Source organism: Streptomyces sp. NPDC093225 (genome assembly GCF_044753805.1).
Lineage (GTDB): Bacteria > Actinomycetota > Actinomycetes > Streptomycetales > Streptomycetaceae > Streptomyces.
Window position 1 is genome coordinate 16,369 of sequence record NZ_JBIVNX010000002.1, and the last position, 15,720, is coordinate 32,088.

General features: G+C 76.5%; 18 protein-coding genes and 1 pseudogene. 9 read left to right on the top strand and 10 right to left on the bottom strand.

Going from position 1 to position 15,720, the window contains the following annotated elements:
• Positions 1 to 89 precede the first annotated feature (89 nt).
• Entirely contained in the window at positions 90 to 332 is a 243-nt protein-coding gene (locus tag ACIQCH_RS02095; RefSeq protein ID WP_402576947.1) for a DUF6158 family protein, read from the top strand.
• A gap of 38 nt (positions 333 to 370) precedes the next feature.
• On the opposite strand, the gene ACIQCH_RS02100 is transcribed toward ACIQCH_RS02095, so the two are convergent.
• On the bottom strand, positions 371 to 859 hold the full coding sequence (locus ACIQCH_RS02100; RefSeq protein WP_402576949.1) for a VOC family protein: 489 nt from the start codon (positions 857 to 859) through the stop codon (positions 371 to 373).
• Between the two features lie 120 nt (positions 860 to 979).
• On the opposite strand from ACIQCH_RS02100, the gene ACIQCH_RS02105 reads away from it, so the two are divergent.
• Positions 980 to 1,342 carry a DUF1304 domain-containing protein gene (locus ACIQCH_RS02105; protein ID WP_402576951.1) on the top strand — a complete coding sequence of 121 codons (363 nt, stop codon included), beginning with the start codon at positions 980 to 982 and terminating at the stop codon, positions 1,340 to 1,342.
• Positions 1,339 to 1,944, top strand: a complete 606-nt coding sequence (locus ACIQCH_RS02110; protein WP_402576953.1) for a TetR/AcrR family transcriptional regulator — start codon at positions 1,339 to 1,341, stop codon at positions 1,942 to 1,944. The genes ACIQCH_RS02105 and ACIQCH_RS02110 overlap by 4 nt, the downstream gene beginning before the upstream one ends.
• A 182-nt stretch (positions 1,945 to 2,126) precedes the next feature.
• Here ACIQCH_RS02110 and ACIQCH_RS02115 read toward each other — a convergent pair whose 3' ends face one another.
• Positions 2,127 to 2,495 carry a hypothetical protein gene (locus ACIQCH_RS02115; RefSeq protein ID WP_402576955.1) on the bottom strand — a complete coding sequence of 123 codons (369 nt, stop codon included), beginning with the start codon at positions 2,493 to 2,495 and terminating at the stop codon, positions 2,127 to 2,129.
• Between the two features lie 239 nt (positions 2,496 to 2,734).
• Here ACIQCH_RS02115 and ACIQCH_RS02120 point away from each other — a divergent pair.
• The 3 genes and pseudogenes from ACIQCH_RS02120 to ACIQCH_RS02130 form a co-directional block, all read left to right on the top strand.
• Positions 2,735 to 3,118, top strand: a pseudogene (locus ACIQCH_RS02120) (hypothetical protein); the annotation flags it as partial.
• A 181-nt stretch (positions 3,119 to 3,299) separates the two neighbouring features.
• Positions 3,300 to 3,536 (top strand): hypothetical protein, encoded by a 237-nt coding sequence (locus ACIQCH_RS02125; RefSeq protein ID WP_402577671.1) that lies wholly within the window; start codon positions 3,300 to 3,302, stop codon positions 3,534 to 3,536.
• On the top strand, positions 3,533 to 4,264 hold the full coding sequence (locus ACIQCH_RS02130; RefSeq protein ID WP_402577634.1) for a metallophosphoesterase: 732 nt from the start codon (positions 3,533 to 3,535) through the stop codon (positions 4,262 to 4,264). The genes ACIQCH_RS02125 and ACIQCH_RS02130 overlap by 4 nt, the downstream gene beginning before the upstream one ends.
• Before the next feature lie 64 nt (positions 4,265 to 4,328).
• Here ACIQCH_RS02130 and ACIQCH_RS02135 read toward each other — a convergent pair whose 3' ends face one another.
• A complete protein-coding gene (locus tag ACIQCH_RS02135; RefSeq protein WP_402576957.1) occupies positions 4,329 to 4,652 on the bottom strand; it encodes a plasmid stabilization protein in 324 nt (107 codons plus the stop codon).
• Between the two features lie 67 nt (positions 4,653 to 4,719).
• Entirely contained in the window at positions 4,720 to 5,850 is a 1,131-nt protein-coding gene (locus ACIQCH_RS02140; protein ID WP_402576959.1) for a glutamate--cysteine ligase, read from the bottom strand.
• A 123-nt stretch (positions 5,851 to 5,973) separates the two neighbouring features.
• Between ACIQCH_RS02140 and ACIQCH_RS02145 the strand changes: the two genes are divergently transcribed.
• Positions 5,974 to 6,330 carry a CDGSH iron-sulfur domain-containing protein gene (locus ACIQCH_RS02145; protein WP_402576961.1) on the top strand — a complete coding sequence of 119 codons (357 nt, stop codon included), beginning with the start codon at positions 5,974 to 5,976 and terminating at the stop codon, positions 6,328 to 6,330.
• 158 nt (positions 6,331 to 6,488) lie between these two features.
• Here ACIQCH_RS02145 and ACIQCH_RS02150 read toward each other — a convergent pair whose 3' ends face one another.
• Together ACIQCH_RS02150 and ACIQCH_RS02155 are read right to left on the bottom strand one after the other, a co-directional pair.
• On the bottom strand, positions 6,489 to 7,511 hold the full coding sequence (locus ACIQCH_RS02150; protein ID WP_402576963.1) for an iron-containing redox enzyme family protein: 1,023 nt from the start codon (positions 7,509 to 7,511) through the stop codon (positions 6,489 to 6,491).
• 89 nt (positions 7,512 to 7,600) lie between these two features.
• Complete coding sequence (locus ACIQCH_RS02155; RefSeq protein ID WP_402576965.1) at positions 7,601 to 8,215, bottom strand: TetR/AcrR family transcriptional regulator; 615 nt, start codon at positions 8,213 to 8,215, stop codon at positions 7,601 to 7,603.
• A 128-nt stretch (positions 8,216 to 8,343) separates the two neighbouring features.
• On the opposite strand from ACIQCH_RS02155, the gene ACIQCH_RS02160 reads away from it, so the two are divergent.
• A complete protein-coding gene (locus ACIQCH_RS02160) occupies positions 8,344 to 9,243 on the top strand; it encodes an SDR family NAD(P)-dependent oxidoreductase (RefSeq protein ID WP_402576967.1) in 900 nt (299 codons plus the stop codon).
• 84 nt (positions 9,244 to 9,327) lie between these two features.
• On the opposite strand, the gene ACIQCH_RS02165 is transcribed toward ACIQCH_RS02160, so the two are convergent.
• The gene (locus tag ACIQCH_RS02165) at positions 9,328 to 10,260 is read right to left on the bottom strand and encodes a virginiamycin B lyase (protein WP_402576969.1); all 933 of its coding nucleotides are present in this window, start codon (positions 10,258 to 10,260) and stop codon (positions 9,328 to 9,330) included.
• A complete protein-coding gene (locus ACIQCH_RS02170) occupies positions 10,257 to 11,921 on the bottom strand; it encodes an ABC-F family ATP-binding cassette domain-containing protein (RefSeq protein ID WP_402577636.1) in 1,665 nt (554 codons plus the stop codon). Before ACIQCH_RS02170 ends, ACIQCH_RS02165 begins: the two co-directional genes overlap by 4 nt.
• Before the next feature lie 91 nt (positions 11,922 to 12,012).
• On the opposite strand from ACIQCH_RS02170, the gene ACIQCH_RS02175 reads away from it, so the two are divergent.
• On the top strand, positions 12,013 to 12,693 hold the full coding sequence (locus tag ACIQCH_RS02175) for a TetR/AcrR family transcriptional regulator (RefSeq protein ID WP_402576971.1): 681 nt from the start codon (positions 12,013 to 12,015) through the stop codon (positions 12,691 to 12,693).
• Positions 12,694 to 12,729: 36 nt separating this feature from the next.
• Here the strand turns inward: ACIQCH_RS02175 and ACIQCH_RS02180 are convergent, their stop codons facing one another.
• Complete coding sequence (locus tag ACIQCH_RS02180) at positions 12,730 to 14,091, bottom strand: MFS transporter (RefSeq protein ID WP_402576973.1); 1,362 nt, start codon at positions 14,089 to 14,091, stop codon at positions 12,730 to 12,732.
• Between the two features lie 203 nt (positions 14,092 to 14,294).
• Entirely contained in the window at positions 14,295 to 15,704 is a 1,410-nt protein-coding gene (locus ACIQCH_RS02185) for a PLP-dependent aminotransferase family protein (RefSeq protein WP_402576975.1), read from the bottom strand.
• Positions 15,705 to 15,720 lie beyond the last annotated feature (16 nt).

Genomic DNA, 15,720 nt, shown 5'->3' on the forward strand with positions numbered 1-15,720 from the left:
TCCGGGGGTGGTGGGGAGTGTCCGGCGGATCAGTGTGCCGGGATCTACGCTGATGTGGAGGAACGATCCTCTGCACCGAGGAGCGAAACATGGCCGAGCACGACGGCGGGGTGGCCCCCAAGCAGCTGGCGGAGGACCGCCTGCTGAAGGAGTTGGAAGCCATCCACCGCACCCGCCACGAGACCCTGCTGCACGGCTCGGACGACGCCCTGCGCACGCACACCCAGCGGATGTCGGAGCTCGAGGGCGAGTACCTGCGGCGCCACCCGGAGCGGATGCCGGCCGCCGGGCGGACCCGGTCGGGCGCCCGGGCACGCCACTCCGAGGAGTGACGGCCCGCGCGCCCGGGGACGGCTCCGCGTTGCAGGGGCTACTCGCCCGCGTAGGCGCGCTCCACGGCGGCCAGGTCGATCTTCACCATGCCGAGCATGGCGCGGGTGGCCCGGGCGGCCCCCTCCGGGTCCGGTCCCCCGACCAGGTCGAGGAGCGCGCCCGGGAAGACCTGCCACGACACCCCGAACCGGTCCTTGAGCCAGCCGCAGGCCACCTCCTGCCCGCCGTCGGTCAGCCGGTCCCAGTAGTAGTCGGCATCCTCCTGGTCCTTGCAGCGGATCTGGAACGACACGGCCTCGTTGAACCGGAACTCCGGCCCGCCGTTGAGCCCGACGAACTTCTGGCCGTTGAGCTCGAACTCCACGACCATCACCTCGCCCACGGGTCCCGGGCCGGCCTCCGTGTACCGGGCGATCGTCCCGAGCTTCGCGTCCTTGAACACCGAGAGGTAGAAGTTCGCGGCCTCCTCGGCCCGGCCGTCGAACCACAGGCACGTGGTGAATCCGTCACTGCCGTCGCTGGACATGACTGCCTCCTCGCTGATGTGCGTCCTAGGTGTACCGACTCCCTCCGGGGCGCAAACTCATCGGTCGCCGGTCCGGAACCCGGGCTATCTCCTGGACATGTGTCCAGCTATTCTGGACACATGTCCATCATCGCGAGCGTCCTCGTGGCGCTGATCGCCCTCTTCCACGCCTACGTCCTGGTGCTGGAGATGTTCCTGTGGGAGGGCCCGCGCGGCCGCGCCCTGTCCGGCTACGACCCCGAGATGGCCCGCGCCACCGCGACGCTGGCCGCCAACCAGGGCCTGTACAACGGCTTCCTGGCCGCCGGTCTGGCCTGGGGCCTGTGGGAGTCCGACCCGACCGGGTACCGGGTCCGGGTGTTCTTCCTGTGCTGCGTCGTGGTCGCCGGCGTCTACGGAGGGCTGACGGCCAACCGCCGGATCCTCTTCGTCCAGGCCCTGCCCGGCGCCCTGGCGCTGGCGGCCGTGGTGGCGGCCGGGTGAGCCCCGACGCGGACCCGCGGGCGGCCCGGACGCGGCGGAAGCTGGGCGAGGCCCTCCTCGAGGAGTGCGCACAGCGGCCGCTCGGCGAGATCACCGTGGCCGCCGTGGTCCGGCGGGCCGGCGTCGGCCGGGCCACGTTCTACCTCCACTACGCCGACGTACCGGCCCTCGCCGTCGACACCTGCGCCGGCATCGCGCGGGACGCGGTCGAGGCGCTGCACGCCTGGCGGGGCGTACCCGACCCGGCCCGGCCGCCGGCCCCGCTGACCGACTTCCTCGAGGGCGTGGCGCGCCACGCCGACCTCCACCGCACCCTGCTGGCACCCGGCGGCACCGGGCCGCTCGGCGAGGCGCTGCACCGCGAGCTGCGCGAACGCAGCCGCGCGGAACGGGCCCTGGCCGGCGGCCACTCCCCCGAACTCATCGCGTCGGCGGTGAGCGGCACCTTCCGCGCCGTCCTGGCCGACTGGCTGCACGGGGCGGTCGACGGGACACCGCAGGAACTGGCGGGCGAGATCTGGCGACTGCTGATCACGCTGCACCGGCATCCGACGCCGGGGGCCGGCGGGCCGGCCGCGACCGGTGCCGCCCCGGCGGGGTAGTCGCGGTCCAGGACCCGGACGGCCGGGCGGGACCGGCCGGCAGCGCGGGAGGAGGCGCCGCCATGGACGGCTCGGACGTCCCGGAGGGCGAGCGGACGGTCCTCGCGGAGATCGAGCAGGGGCTGCGCGGCTCCCGACCGCCGGCGCGCTCGTGACGGGCCCCGCCCGGTGGTGCCGGTGGTTCAGCGGCCGCGGATGCGCAGGTGCACGTCCTTCTCCTGGTCGCCGGCGGCCGTGCCCGCCGCCTCGATCTCGAACACCGTCCCCAGCTCCGCCAGCAGTCGGTCCACCGCCTGGTAGCCGCCCTGCGCCTCGATGCTGACCGGGTGCTCCAGGGTCACCGGGCCGGCCGCCGCCGCCCGCTCGCGCGGATGCCCCACGTCGAACACCGACGCCCAGACCGTCGTCGCGCCCCCGGGCCGGGCGGGCGCCGCCCCGCGTGCCGCCACGGCGCGCTCCGGCGTGAACGTCTCCCCCAGGGTGGAGAGCACGACCCGCGCGTCGTCCTCGTCGCAGTCGCTGAGTACGACCGTCACCTCGGTGCTGCTCACGATGGGCTCCCTTCGCCGTCGCCTACCCCCACCCTGCCACCCGTTTCCCCTCCCCGCCGCCGGTGCGGACGCGGGTGCGGGCAACCCGCCGACCGGGCGGGGCGGCCCGGAATGTTCGGGAGCGGTGCGGGCACACGCCCGGGGTGAGAGACCGAGACCGGTCGGCACCCGCCGGCACCGGCGGGCGGGACGCCCTCCCCCAGGACCACACGCAGGCCATCCTGGAGACCACGAAGCGCGTGGCCTCGCTGCTCAAGGCCTCCGGGCGGCCCTTCGCGCTGGCCGGCAGCGTCGCGGCGTACGCCCACGGCGTCCCCGCGCGCTTCCAGCACGACACCGACTTCTGCGTGCGGCGCGAGGACGCCGACGACGTGGTCGCCGCCCTGGAGCACGGGGGCATCGCGATGCGGCAGGCCCCCGAGGACTGGCTGGTCAAGGGCAGTTCGGCCGGCGAGGAGATCGACCTGATCTTCGAGCTGGCCCGACGGCCGGTCGACCTGGACCTGCTGGAGCGGGCGGAGACCCGCCCCGTGGACTCGGTGTGGATGCCGGTCCTCGCCCCCACCGACCTGATGGACAGCCGGCTCGCCGCCCTGTCCGAGCACTACTGCGACTTCGGCGACCTGCTCCCGATGGCCCGGCTGCTGCGCGAGCGCATCGACTGGGGCCGGCTGCGCCGCCGACACGGCTGCGCCCCCATGCCGGACGCGTTCCTCTTCCTCTTGGAACGCCTCGACGTCATCGCCCCGGACGGCCGGGCGGCGGGGGCCGGACCGCGGACGAGGAGGACCGGTGAAGGAGCCCGTGGAGTATCGCGTCGAGCACCTGCGACGGCGCCTCGCCGACGGCGACACCGCCGAACTCGGCATCGGCATCGACCTGCGCGGCGACACCGTGGTGCTGACCGGCAGCGTCGCCACGATCGAGCACCGGGAGCGCGTGCGGGTCATCGCCGAGGCCGAACTGGCGGGCGTACCGCTGCTGACCGACCTCGTCGTCACCCGCGCGGACCCGCCGGACCGTCCGGAGGTGCTGCCGTGATCCGGGTGGCCGCGGTCGGCGACATCCACCTCGGGCCGGACGGCCAGGGACTGCTGCGCCCCGCGTTCGAGACGCTCCCCCGGCACGCCGACGTGCTGCTGCTCGCCGGCGACCTCACCCGGCACGGCACCGCCGTCGAGGCCCGGGTCGTCGCCGCGGAGGTGGCCGAGCTGCCGGTTCCGGTGGTCGCCGTGCTGGGCAACCACGACTACCAGAGCGACGAGCCCGACGCGGTGACGCGCATCCTGAAGGACGCCGGGGTCAGCGTGCTGGAGGGCGAGAGCGTGCTGCTCGACCTCGACGGCCGGAAGGTGGGCGTCGCGGGCGCCAAGGGCTTCTGCGGCGGCTTCGCGGGGCGCAGCGCGGGCGAGTTCGGCGAACCGGAGATGAAGGCGTTCGTCCGGCACGCCCGGGAGTCGGCGCAGGGGTTGTTCCGTGCGCTGCGCGAGCTGGCGGACGCGGGCTGCCGGACCCGGATCGCGCTCACCCACTTCTCACCGGTGCCGGACACCCTGGTCGGCGAGCCGCTGGAGATCTACCCGTTCCTCGGCACGTACCTGCTGGCGGAGGCGGTCGACGAGGCGGGGGCCGACCTCGTCGTGCACGGGCACGCCCACCGGGGCACCGAGCACGGTCTGACGGCCGGCGGGGTGCGGGTCCGCAACGTCGCGATGCCGGTCATCGACCGGGCGTTCGCGGTCTACCACCTGGGGGACGGGGACGGCTGACACGCGCTTGACACCCGGGAGGGGCCCCGATGACGGCGGGCCCCTCCCGGTCGACCGGAGCCGGTCACTTGCCGAGCTTCTGCTTCAGCTCGGCCTTGTTCATCTGCGAGCGGCCGTGCAGGTTGCGCCGCTTGGCCTCCTCGTAGAGCTGGTCGTACGTGGGCCCCCCGGCGCCGCTGTGCGAGCGCTGTCCGCCCCGTTCGGAGGAGGACATGTCCTGGAGGGAGGTCTTGCTCGCGGTCTCGGACTCGCCGGAGCGGGCCCGTTCCTTGTTCACCGTCCGGGCGGCGATCTCCTCGGCGCGCTTCCTGCTCTCGCCGCGGTCCATCGCGCTCTCTTTGATGTGCTCGTACTGGCGTTCCCGCTTGGGGCTGGATCCTCTGGGCACGGTCTCCTCCGTTTCGTGGTCGAGGGCCGGTGCCGCGCCGTTACCCGGTCCCGGCCCCGGCATGCCTTCAGGCGGCGGCGGTCGCGACCACGAGCGCGTCGACGACCTCGCGCAGGCGGTGGCGGCACCGGTAGACGGCCCGCTGGCGCGCCGCGCCGTCGCCCCGGTCCAACGCCCGGTCCAGCAGCCGGCCGGCTTCGTCGAGGTCGCCCGCGGCGACCAGTCCCGGGGCGGCGCGCCGGAACAGGTCCGCGACGCGTTCGGCCGCCGGCATCCGCGCGCCGGTGTGCGGGTCCAGCGCCTCGCCGCGCAGCCCGTACCGGGCGGCGTACCGGTGGGCCCGGAGCAGCCGCTCCTCGGTGACGGGCGGCTGCGCCGCGGCCTCCGTCCCGTCCAGCAGCGCCGTCAGGCACAGGCCGCGCACGAGCAGGGCGAGCAGCACCGTCATGTCGACGTCGGCGTTGGCGTCCGCGACCCGGACCTCGAGGGTCGGCACGTGTTCGGAGGGCCGGGCGAACCAGTAGATCATCCGCCGGTCCATCACGGTCCCCGAGGCGACCAGCGCCGCCGCGGTGTGCTCGTACGCGCCGACGTCGAGCAGCGGCGGCGGTCCGACCGTCGGCCAGCGCCCGAACACGACCGAGCGCCGGCCCGCGATCCCGCTCTCCCGGCCGGCGTCGTACGGGGAGTTGGACAGCAGGGCCTGGAGGGCGGGGAGTTCGGGGCGCAGCAGGTTCGCCAGGGCCAGGGCCTGGGCGCGGTCGGCGGTGCCGACGTGCACGTGGCAGCCGCAGACGATCCCGAGGCGTCCGTCCACGAGCCGCCGGAACCGGCGGGCCATCCGCCGGTAGCGGGGGGTGTCGGTGACCGGGACCGGTGCGGTCGGCGGGACGACGGCCGTGCCGGAGGCCACGAGCCGGCAGCCGGCGGCGCGGGCCGCGTCGACGCCGGCGGCGCGCAGTGCGGTCAGCTGGTCGCGCAGGTCGGTGCGCGAGGCGGTGGGCGTGGTGCACAGCTCCAGTTGGCAGCGGTAGAACTCGGCCTGGACCTGCTCTCCGAGGGTGGGCTCCAGGGCCCGGATCACGTCGGGGGCGCGCGGTACGGGTGCCCGGGTGCGGGGATCGACGAGGAAGAACTCCTCCTCCACGCCCATGGTCGGCACCGGGACCTCGGGGGGCTGCGGCAGGGCACTGGTCATGGCCCGCGTCTACCCTGCGCGCGCCCGCAGAACCGGGCTCCGGCCCGGCCGGGGCGTGCATGGCGGGACCGGAACCGGGCAGGCGCCGGGGACGACACGTACGACCGAGGACGGTGACCTGCCGTGTGCGCCGAAGCCGAACGCCGACCGGACCTTCCGCAGGACGGGCCCCGCGACGGGGCCGACGGCCGGTCCGGGGCCGAGGACGGGAGTCGGGGCGACACCCGGCGCGGGAGTCCTGGCGACCACCGGCGCGGCAGCGGCGGCGAGGTCCCCGAACCCCCCTCCCGATCGGCCCCCGTCCCGCGGGCGACCGCGGTCCTCGGCGGGCCGGTGCTCATCGAGGGCCCGGTGGAGGTCGTCCTGCCGGACGGCACGGTACGCCGCTCCGACCGGCCCGTCGTGGCGCTGTGCGCCTGCCGGCGCAGCCTGCGCTACCCGTTCTGCGACACGAGCCACCGCGGCCGGGTCCGCCGCTGACCGCGCCCGTCCCACCGGCGGCGGCCGGGATCCGGCGGAGTGGGCGACCACCACGTGGTGGTCGCCCCACTCCGCCGGGACGCGGCGGTCGGGACGCGGCGGGGGGCGGGCTCGGCGGGGGGCGGCGATCCCGCGCCGGCTCCGGCTCCTCCGGCGCGTCACCCCTCCAGCGGCACCCGCAGCCCCGAGCGGCCCGACCTCCAGGCGGTGAGCAGCCGGTCGGCCTCCCACTCCGCCAGCCGGACGGTGGCGGCGATGCCGAAGGCCACGTCCGCCTCCAACTCCGGTTCCTCGGCGAGGAGTCCGCCGACCACCTCGCGCCGTACGAGCTGCTCGTGCACCGCGTCGGCCTCGACGTGCTCCTCGTAGAACAGCAGGGCCGCGGGCCCGGCACCGGCCCGCCGCAGGGCCACGACCATCCGGGCCGCGGCCGGCGAGGAGGTGACCTCCACGGTCGCGACGTGGCCGACCAGCGCGCCGCGCAGCGACCGGTGCAGGCCGAAGAGGGACATGAGGTTCGAGGCGGCGAGGGTGGCCGCGCCCGCCGCGGGGACGTAGCGGCCGTAGGAGGGGTCGAGCCCGAGGTCGGTCATCAGGCCGGCCCACAGCTCGGCGTGGACGCGCTCGGCACGGCCGCCGCCGAACTCGTCGTACAGCACCGCCGCCATGCCGGCCTTGGCGCGCCCGCGCAGCCGCGGCAGGACCCAGGCGTACGGGTCGGACTCCCGGAGCTGGTGCACCGAGCGCAGGGCGGCGTACTCGCGCAGCTGGGTCGACCCGCCCTCGTCGCGCAGGTAGTGCGAGACGCCGTACGCGTCGGCGGGTTCGGACAGGACCTCGCGCAGGGCCCGGTCGACCCGGTCGTCGGCCCGGACGTCGGCGCGCAGGGCGTCGAGGAAGCGGCGTTCGAGCAGCAGCCGGAAACCGAGCAGCCCGGGGTCCCACTCCACGCCGTCCGCCACCCCGGGGAAGCCTCGGTAGTGCGGCTCGTAGCACAGGTGGAGGGCAAGCTGGAGGTCCTCGCCGTACGGGTCCGCGGCCGCCACCTCGGCCCCGGCGGGCAGCGCGCGGGGCCCCTCGGCGAGCAGTGCGGTCCGTACGGCGCCCGAGAGCGCACCCCGGCCGCGCGGCAGTCCCGCGGTGCCGGCGGCGGAGGCCCGCACCGGCGTTTCGACGTCCATGGTCTCGCTTCCTTCCGCAGCGCGGGCCCCCCGGGTCACCCCTCGCGCGTACCCGGCGGCGCCGGGCCGCACACGCCGCGGGGGCGGGGTCAGGCGGGGCGCAGGCCGCGGAGCGCGGTGTCGACCAGGGCGTCGGTGTACTCGGGGTTCAACGGTCCGGTACGCAGCAGCCAGCGGTTCAGCAGCGGGCCCCAGATGCCGTCGATGGCGACGTCGAGGTCGACGTCGGCGGCGAGTTGGCCGGCGTCGCGGGCGGCCCGCAGGCGGCGGCGCTTGATCTCGCGGACGGGCTCGTCGAGGCTCTCGGCGTACCGGGCGGCCAGTTCGGGGTCGCCCGCCACCTCGATGGTGAGCGCGCGCATGGGCTCGGCGATGCGGGGGTCGGCGAGCTCGGCCAGCGTCGCGCGCAGGACGGTCTTGAGGTCGGCCGCCAGGTCCCCGGTGTCCGGGAGGCCGGCGGTCTCCGCCTCCCCCTCCCCGCCCTCGCTGAGCATGAGGAACGCGTCGAAGAGCACCGCGCCCTTGCTGGGCCACCAGCGGTAGATGGTCTGCTTGCCCACGCCGGCGCGGGCGGCGATGGCCTCGATGCTGAGCTTGGCGTAGCCGAGCTCTCCCGCGAGGTCGAAGGCGGCGGTCAGGATCGCCCGGCGGGAGGCCTGGCTGCGCCGGGCGGCGTTCGGGGCCTTGGGCTGCGGCGTCGTCATGCGGGCACCCTACCAACACCAGAGACGAGACGGTCCGTCTTGCGGGACGCGGAACGCCGTGGCACGATGACGCTCGTCGCTGCGAGACGGATCGTCTCGTCTCTTTTGCTTCACGAAGGGGGATCCACATGACCACCACCGCACCCTCGACCACGACCACCGCTGCCGCTGCCACTGCCGAGCCCGCCACGCGCGGATCTCGTACCTGGTTCGTCACCGGGGCCAGCCGGGGCCTGGGACGCGCGTTCGCCGAGGCGGCGCTCGCCGCCGGCGACCGGGTCGCGGCCGTCGCCCGCACGACCGCCGCGCTCGACGAACTGGCCGCGGCCCACCCCGGCCGCGTCCTGCCGCTGACCGCGGACGTCACCGACCGCGCCGCCGCGTTCGCGGCGGTCGCCGCGGCCGCCGAGCACTTCGGCCGGCTCGACGTCGTGGTCAACAACGCCGGCACGCTCGCGTCCGGCATGGTCGAGGAGTTCACGGAGGCGGAGGCGCGCGCACAGATGGAGGTGAACTTCTTCGGCGCGCTGTGGGTCAGCCAGGCGGCGATGCCCGTACTGCGCGCCCAGGGCGGCGGCCACGTCGTGCAGATCTCCAGCATCGGCGGGCTGGCGGGCTTCCCCTCGACCGGCCTCTACAGCGCGAGCAAGTTCGCCCTGGAGGGCATGAGCGAGGCCCTGGCGATGGAGGGAGCCGCGTTCGGCGTCAAGGTCAGCATCGTCCAGCCGGGCGGCTACTGGACCGACCTCTACACGTCGATGCGCACGACCACCCCGCTGGAGCCCTACGCCCCGCTCCGGGCCGAACTGGAGCGGCAGTGGGCCGAGGGCTCGGTCGACAGCGAGCCGCGGCTGGCCGCCGAGGCCGTGCTCGCGCTGGTCGACGCCGAGGAGCCGCCGCTGCGACTGCTCCTCGGGAGCATGGTGTACGACCTCGCCTTCGACATCGCCGAGCGCCGCAAGGCGACCTGGGCGGGCTGGGAGCGGGTCAGCCGGGCGGCCGAGAAGGCCGTGCCGCCGCCGGCGTAGCGGGGCCGGGGACGGGCACCCCGGCCCGCGCCCTCGCCCTCGCCCTCGCGGTCGGTCCGCGATCGGCATCGCCGCCCGTCACGGTCACGTCGTGGGCGCGGCCGGCACGAGGCGGGCGAGGTGGCCGATCTCCAGGGCGGCGTAGACCGCGCCGTCCGGGCCCGCGGCGATACCGTGCGGCTCGGCGTCGGCGAGCGGGAGGTCGTACGTCGTGACGGCACCGTCCACCGTGACGGCGCCCACCCGGCCGGTGCCCCATTCCGTGTACCAGCAACGGCCGTCGGGGCCCGGGGCGATGGCGTGGGGCCGGGCGGCGGGGTCCGGGAGCGGGAACTCGGAGACCTCTCCCCCGGTCGTGATCCGCCCGATCCGCCCCGCGCCGATCTCGACGAACCACAGGGCGCCGTCCGGTCCGGCGGTGATGCCGACGGGAGCCGCGCCCGCGGTGGGCAGCTCGTACAGGTCGATCGCGCCCTCGGTGGTGATCCGTCCGACGGCGTCGGCCTGGTTCAGCGTGAACCACAGGGCCCCGTCGGGGCCGGCCGTGATGAACGAGGGGAAGGCACCGGCGACGGGCAAGGGGAACGCGGTCACCCGGCCGTCCGTCGTGATCCGGCCGATCGCGTCGGCGTGCATCTGGGTGAACCACAGGGCGCCGTCCGGCCCCGCCGCGATCCCGAAGGGGCCGCTGCCGGACCCGGGCAGGTCGAAGCTGCGGGACCGTCCGTCCGTGCTGATGCGGCCGATCCGGTGGTCCTTGAGGCGCGTGAACCACAGGGCGCCGTCCGGGCCGGCGGTGATGACGGAGGGGCCGCAGTCGGGCGCGTCCAGGTCGAAGCGGTCGACGGCGCCGTCGGGGCCGAGGCGGGCGACGGCGCCGGCGTGGACGAGGGTGGACCACAGGGCCCCGTCCGGGCCGGTGGTGATGCCGTAGGGGCCGGCCGCGGCGTCACCGACGGGCACGGTGGTCACCTGGACGGGCCGGGCGGACGGCGTGGTGGGGGTCGCGTCGGTCACGGGGCTCCTTCGAGGACGGGGGCGAGGACGGGGGCAAGGGCGGATGCGGGGGCGGACACGGCGGCGGATGCCGGGGCGGCGGCGCGGGCCGGGGCCAGGTCGAGGACGGCGCCGCGCCAGCGCTCGCGCAGCCGCCGGTCGTGGCTGACGACGACCACGGCCCCGGGGTGGGTGTCGAGCGCGGCTTCCAGCTCCTCGCCCAGGGCGAGGGAGAGGTGGTTGGTGGGCTCGTCGAGCAGCAGGACGTCGGCCGGCTCGGAGACCAGTTGCGCCAGCGCCAGTCGCTGCCGTTGACCGGTGGACAGGTCGCCGATCCGGACGTCCAGCCGGTCCCGGGCGAACAGCCCGAGGGCGAGCAGGCGTTCGGTACCAGCCGCTCCGAACGCCTCCCGGACGGTCCGGCCGGGCGGGCCGACGTCGGGCTGCTGGGCCAGGTGCCCGAGGCGGCCGCGGCGTACGATCCGCCCCTCGTCGGGGACGAGTTCGCCGGCCAGCACCCGCAGCAGGGTGCTCTTGCCGGCGCCGTTGCCGCCGGTCACCAGCAGCCGGTCGCCCGCCCCGAGCGCGAGGCCCACCGGCGCCAGCCGGCCGGCGACGGCGACCCCTTCGGCCGCCACCAGCGGAGCCTTCCGGTCGCCGGCCGGGATACCGCCGGGCGCGGGCAGCACGGGGGTGAAGCGCAACGGCTCCGGCGGCGCGGGCACCGGCGCGTCGAGGAGGCGGCGCAGCCGCTCCTCGGCGTTGCGGACGCGGCCGGCCAGGGACTGCTGGACCCGGCCGGCGGCGCGGTCGTAGGCCATCTTGTTCCCGTCCTTCCTCGCGCGGCCGGGGGCCACCCGGCGGGCGGTGGTCGCGGCGACCTCGCGCAGCCGGGCCGTTTCCGCGCTCCAGTCGGCGTGCGCCTGGACCCGGCGCCGCCGTTCGGCGGCGCGCTCGGCGAGGTAGCCGGCGTAGCCGCTGCCGTAACGGGTCACCCGGTGCGCGTCGCCGTCCACCTCCACGAGGGTCGTGGCGACCCGGTCGAGGAAGACGCGGTCGTGGGAGACGGCGACGGTGGTGCCGGTCCGGCCGCGCAGGTGTTCCTCCAGCCAGGTCAGGGCGTCGTCGTCGAGGTGGTTGGTGGGCTCGTCGAGCAGCAGCACCTCGGGGTCGGCGGCCAGCAGGGCGGCCAGGCGCAGCCGGACCCGCTCACCGCCGGAGAGCCCGCCGACGTGCCGACCGCGCGCCAGTCGGGCCAGGCCGAGACCGTGCAGGCCGCGTTCGAGGCGGGCGTCGGCGTCGTACCCGCCGCGCAGCGCGAACGCCGTGAGGAGGTCGCCGTACTCGGTGAGGACGTGCTCGTCGCCGCCCGCCACGGCGCGTTCGAGTTCGCCCAGCCGGGCCTCCATGCCGCGCAGGTCGGCGAGGGCGCGGTCGACGACGTCCTGGACGGTGAGGTGGCCGGGCAGCGGCTCCTCCTGGGCGAGCAGGCCGAGGCCGCCGGGGGCGGTCACGGTGACGTCGCCCCGGTCGGGGTGGTCGAGCCCGGCGAGGAGGCGGAGGAGGGTGGTCTTCCCGGATCCGTTCTCCCCGACGATCCCGGTCCGCTCACCCGCGGCGAACGAGCAGGTCACGCCGTCGAGGACGATCCGGCCGCCGTGGGCCTTGGACACGGCGCGCAGGCTCAGCTGGGTGGTGCGACTGGGGTGGTGCGGGTCGGTGCGGTGCGAGGCGGACTCCTTAAAGCGACTGCTGTTGCGTTAAGATGTTCACATGGCTCCCACTCCCCCCGCAAGGGGTTTCCCGAACAAGATCCAGAAGCCGGCCGCCGAGGCCTCCGCGGCGGCCGGCTCCCGGCCCGGCGGGCGGAGCGCGCGGGTGCGCGCCCAGGTCCTGGAGGCCGCCGGGCTCCAGCTGGTCGAGCACGGGTACGACGCGCTCACCGTGGACGCGGTGGCCGAGCGGGCCGGGGTGCACCGCACCACGGTCTACCGGCGCTGGCGGGACGTCGGCGGCCTGCTGGCCGACCTGCTGGACTCGGCGGCCGACGACGCCTGGCGGCCGGCCGACACCGGTTCCCTCGAAGGCGATCTGACGGCCATGAACCAGGAGATCCTCGAGGCCGTCGTCGCCGAACCCTCGCTGACCACGGCCCTCGTCGCGGCGTCGTTCCGCTCCGCGGAGGCGGCCCGCGCGCTGCGGGCCTTCTGGGCGGGCCGGTACGAGCGTTCGGCCGAGGTCGTCGAACGGGCCGGGGCCCGCGGCGAGGTGCCGCCGGGCACGGTGCCCCGCCCGCTGCTGGTCGCCGCGACCGCACCCCTCTTCCACGAGCTGGTGCTGCTGGGCACGGACCCCGACCCGGCCCTGCCGGCCCGGGCCGCCCGCGCCGCCGCCCTCGCCGCCCGGGCCGGCGCGTTCACCGGCCCCCCGCCCGGCGGCGTCGACCCCCGGTGAAGCCGGCCGGCCCCGGCCGGTCGGGCCGCCGGCCGGTCAGGCCGACGCGGCGGCGGTCGCGGGCCCGCCCCGGGCCGCCGCGGCACCGCCAGGGTGCCCGGCGGACCCGGAGGCCGTTGCGGAAGCGGTCGCCGACGCGCCGGCGGCGGGGGTCGGGCGGGTCCGGGCGGCCCAGCGACCGACCGGGCCCACGGCCCAGGCGGCCGCGGCGAAGACGCCGCCGAGGAGCACCCAGCCCGGGATCCCCCACACCAGCAGCAGGGAGGTCAGCAGCAGCGGCCCGAGGGTGCGCGCCAGCGCGAGGCCGGTGCCGAAGAAGCCCTGGTACTGACCCATCCGGTCGGCCGGCGCGAGGTCGAAGCCGAGCTGCCACGAGCCCGCGGAGTGGCGCATCTCGCCGAGCACGTGGAGCACGGAGCCGGCGACCAGCACGGCCGCCGCGCCCCAGCCCGGCAGCCCCGCGGCCGAGACGGCGTACACCAGGCAGGCGGCCAGCATGAGCCGGCCCGAGCTCCGCACCGCCCGGACCGCGGTGGCCCGGCCGGTCACCGCGCGGGCCGTGCGCACCTGGAAGAGCGTCACCGCCGCGGTGTTGAGCACGAACAGCCCCGAGACCAGCCAGCCGGGGGCGTCGGTGCGCCGGACGATCCACAGCGGCAGCGCGAGGCTGAGCAGCGGCATCCGCAGCAGGAGCACCGCGTTGAGCAGGGTCAGCACCGCGTACGGGCGGTCCCGGAGCACCGCGAGCCGCGGTCCGGCCGGTGCTCCGGCCGCGGTCCGCACCCCGGACGCGGTCCGCACCGGGCCGACGGTCGGCGCTCCGCCGGCCGGCGCGACCGGCAGCCGGTGCAGCAGCAGCGCGCACAGCAGGAACGCCAGCGCGTCCAGCGCGAACACCGCCAGGTACGCCCCGCGGGTGCCCGCGTGCAGCGCCAGTCCGCCGAGGGCCGCGCCCACGGCCAGCCCCGCGTTCCCGGCCGCCTGCAACCGGGCCAGTACGCCGGTCCGTCCGGCCCGCTCCACCAGCGCGGCCAGCAGGGCCTGCCGGGCCGCGGCCAGGCCGCACTGGGCGGTCGCGTACGCCACGGCGGCCGCGGCGAACGCGGCGTACGAGCGGGCGAACGGGAATGACCCCACGGCCGCGGCGGTGGCCAGGGCCAGCAGCACCGCGGTGCCGCGCGGTCCGCGCCGGTCGGCGAGGGCGCCGAGCGGGACCCCGGCCAGCGAGCCGACGGCCCAGCCGAGGGTCAGGCCCAGTCCGATCTGCGCGGGCGACAGGCCGACGACGGTCGTGAAGTAGAGGGCGGACGTCACGTAGTACGCCCCGTCGCCGACGGAACTGCCCAGCTGGGCGGCGATCAGCAGCCGGGCGGGGCCGGGCGCGGGCAGGATCCTCATCGGGACGTCTCCGGAGCAGCGGGGCGGGCGGGGCCACCGGGCGGGGGGTGCCGGCGGCGCCGGCGGCGGGCGCCAACCGCCCCCGCTCGACCGGTACTTCGACCCTACGGACCAGGTGGCCCGGGCCCCAGGACCATTCACGACCCGTACGACTGGTCCACTTCCCGCCCGAACCGGCGCCCCGCAGGGCCGCCCCCGCTTCGCTACCGGGCCCCGTCGAGCAGGTTCGCGAGCGCGTCGAGGGCCGCCGGCCAGTCGCGTTCGCGCGGGGTGCCGTAGCCGACGACCAGGCCCTGGCGACGGTCCGGGGCGGTCGCGTACGGGGCCTGCCAGTGGTCGTCGAGCCAGCCGAGCGCGAGGCCCGCCGCCGCGGCCCGGGCGTGCAGGTCCGCCTCCACCGGGCCGCCCTCGGGGAGCGTCACGAGGGCGTGCAGGCCGGCCGCGATGCCCTGGACGCGGCCGGCGGGGCCCAGCCGGGCCACGAGCTGGTCACGGCGGCGCCGGTAGCGCATCCGGACGGCCCGGATGTGGCGGTCGTACGCGTGACCGGTGATCATCTCGGCGAGGGCGAGCTGACCGAGGGTCTCGGTGTGGTGGTCGCTGTGCAGCTTCAGGTCGACGACGGGGTCGACGAGCTCCTCGGGCAGCACGATCCAGGCCAGCCGCAGGGCCGGGGCCAGGGACTTCGAGACCGTGCCCAGGTAGGCCACCTGCGCGGGCGCGGTGCCCTGGAGGGCGCCGATCGGCTGGCGGTCGTACCGGAACTCGCCGTCGTAGTCGTCCTCGACCACCAGGGCCCCGCGGGCCCCGGCCCACTCGGTGAGCTCGCGCCGCCGGGCCGGGTGCAGCGGCACGCCGGTCGGGTACTGGTGGGCCGGGGTGACCACGGCCGCGTCGGCCGCGCCGAGCTCCGCGCAGCGTGCGCCGCGCCCGTCGACGGGCAGCGGTACGACCTCCAGGCCGCGGCGCCGCACCACCTCCCGGTGGAAGCCGAGGCCCGGGTCCTCCATGGCGACGGTCCGGCCGCCCCGCTCCGCCACCAGGCGGGCGAGCAGGGCCAGCGCCTGGACGTAGCCGGAGGTGACGACGATCCGCCCGGGGTGGGCAACCACGCCCCGGGTGCGGCCGAGGTACTCGGTGAGGGCGGTGCGCAGTTCGATGCGGCCGCGCGGGTCGCCGTAGCCGTACGTCTCGGGGGCGGCGGAGCCCAGCGACCGGCGGACGGCGCGCAGCCAGGCGGCCACCGGGAAGGTGGCGACGTCGGGGCTGCCGGGGCGCAGGTCGTGGGCGGGGGTCGTCGGGCCGCGGTCCTCCGCGGCGGGCGACCCGCCGGTCCCGGCGAGCGGGGCGGCGACGACCGTGCCGGCGCCGCGCCGGGCCGTCAGGTAGCCCTCGGCGGTCAGCTGGTCGTAGGCGGCCTGCACGGTGCCGCGGGAGAGGCCGAGTTCGGCGGCGAGGCGGCGGGTGGAGGGCAACCGGGCGCGGGAGAGCAGTCGGCCGGTGCGGATGGCGTCGCGCAGTCCGTGTTCGAGGGCCGCCCGGCGGCCGCCGGCCGCGTCGAGGTCGACGTGCAGGTCGACGCCCGCGACCGACCAGGAACCGGATTCCGTCATGGCAGCCGATCATAGG

Coding starts and splice junctions, on each gene's coding strand:
- ACIQCH_RS02095 (WP_402576947.1), top strand. CDS start 90: ATGGCCGAGCACGACGGCGGGGTGGCCCCCAAGCAGCTGGCGGAGGAC.
- ACIQCH_RS02100 (WP_402576949.1), bottom strand. CDS start 859: ATGTCCAGCGACGGCAGTGACGGATTCACCACGTGCCTGTGGTTCGAC.
- ACIQCH_RS02105 (WP_402576951.1), top strand. CDS start 980: ATGTCCATCATCGCGAGCGTCCTCGTGGCGCTGATCGCCCTCTTCCAC.
- ACIQCH_RS02140 (WP_402576959.1), bottom strand. CDS start 5,850: ATGACCAGTGCCCTGCCGCAGCCCCCCGAGGTCCCGGTGCCGACCATG.
- ACIQCH_RS02150 (WP_402576963.1), bottom strand. CDS start 7,511: ATGGACGTCGAAACGCCGGTGCGGGCCTCCGCCGCCGGCACCGCGGGA.
- ACIQCH_RS02155 (WP_402576965.1), bottom strand. CDS start 8,215: ATGACGACGCCGCAGCCCAAGGCCCCGAACGCCGCCCGGCGCAGCCAG.
- ACIQCH_RS02160 (WP_402576967.1), top strand. CDS start 8,344: ATGACCACCACCGCACCCTCGACCACGACCACCGCTGCCGCTGCCACT.
- ACIQCH_RS02175 (WP_402576971.1), top strand. CDS start 12,013: ATGGCTCCCACTCCCCCCGCAAGGGGTTTCCCGAACAAGATCCAGAAG.
- ACIQCH_RS02180 (WP_402576973.1), bottom strand. CDS start 14,091: ATGAGGATCCTGCCCGCGCCCGGCCCCGCCCGGCTGCTGATCGCCGCC.
- ACIQCH_RS02185 (WP_402576975.1), bottom strand. CDS start 15,704: ATGACGGAATCCGGTTCCTGGTCGGTCGCGGGCGTCGACCTGCACGTC.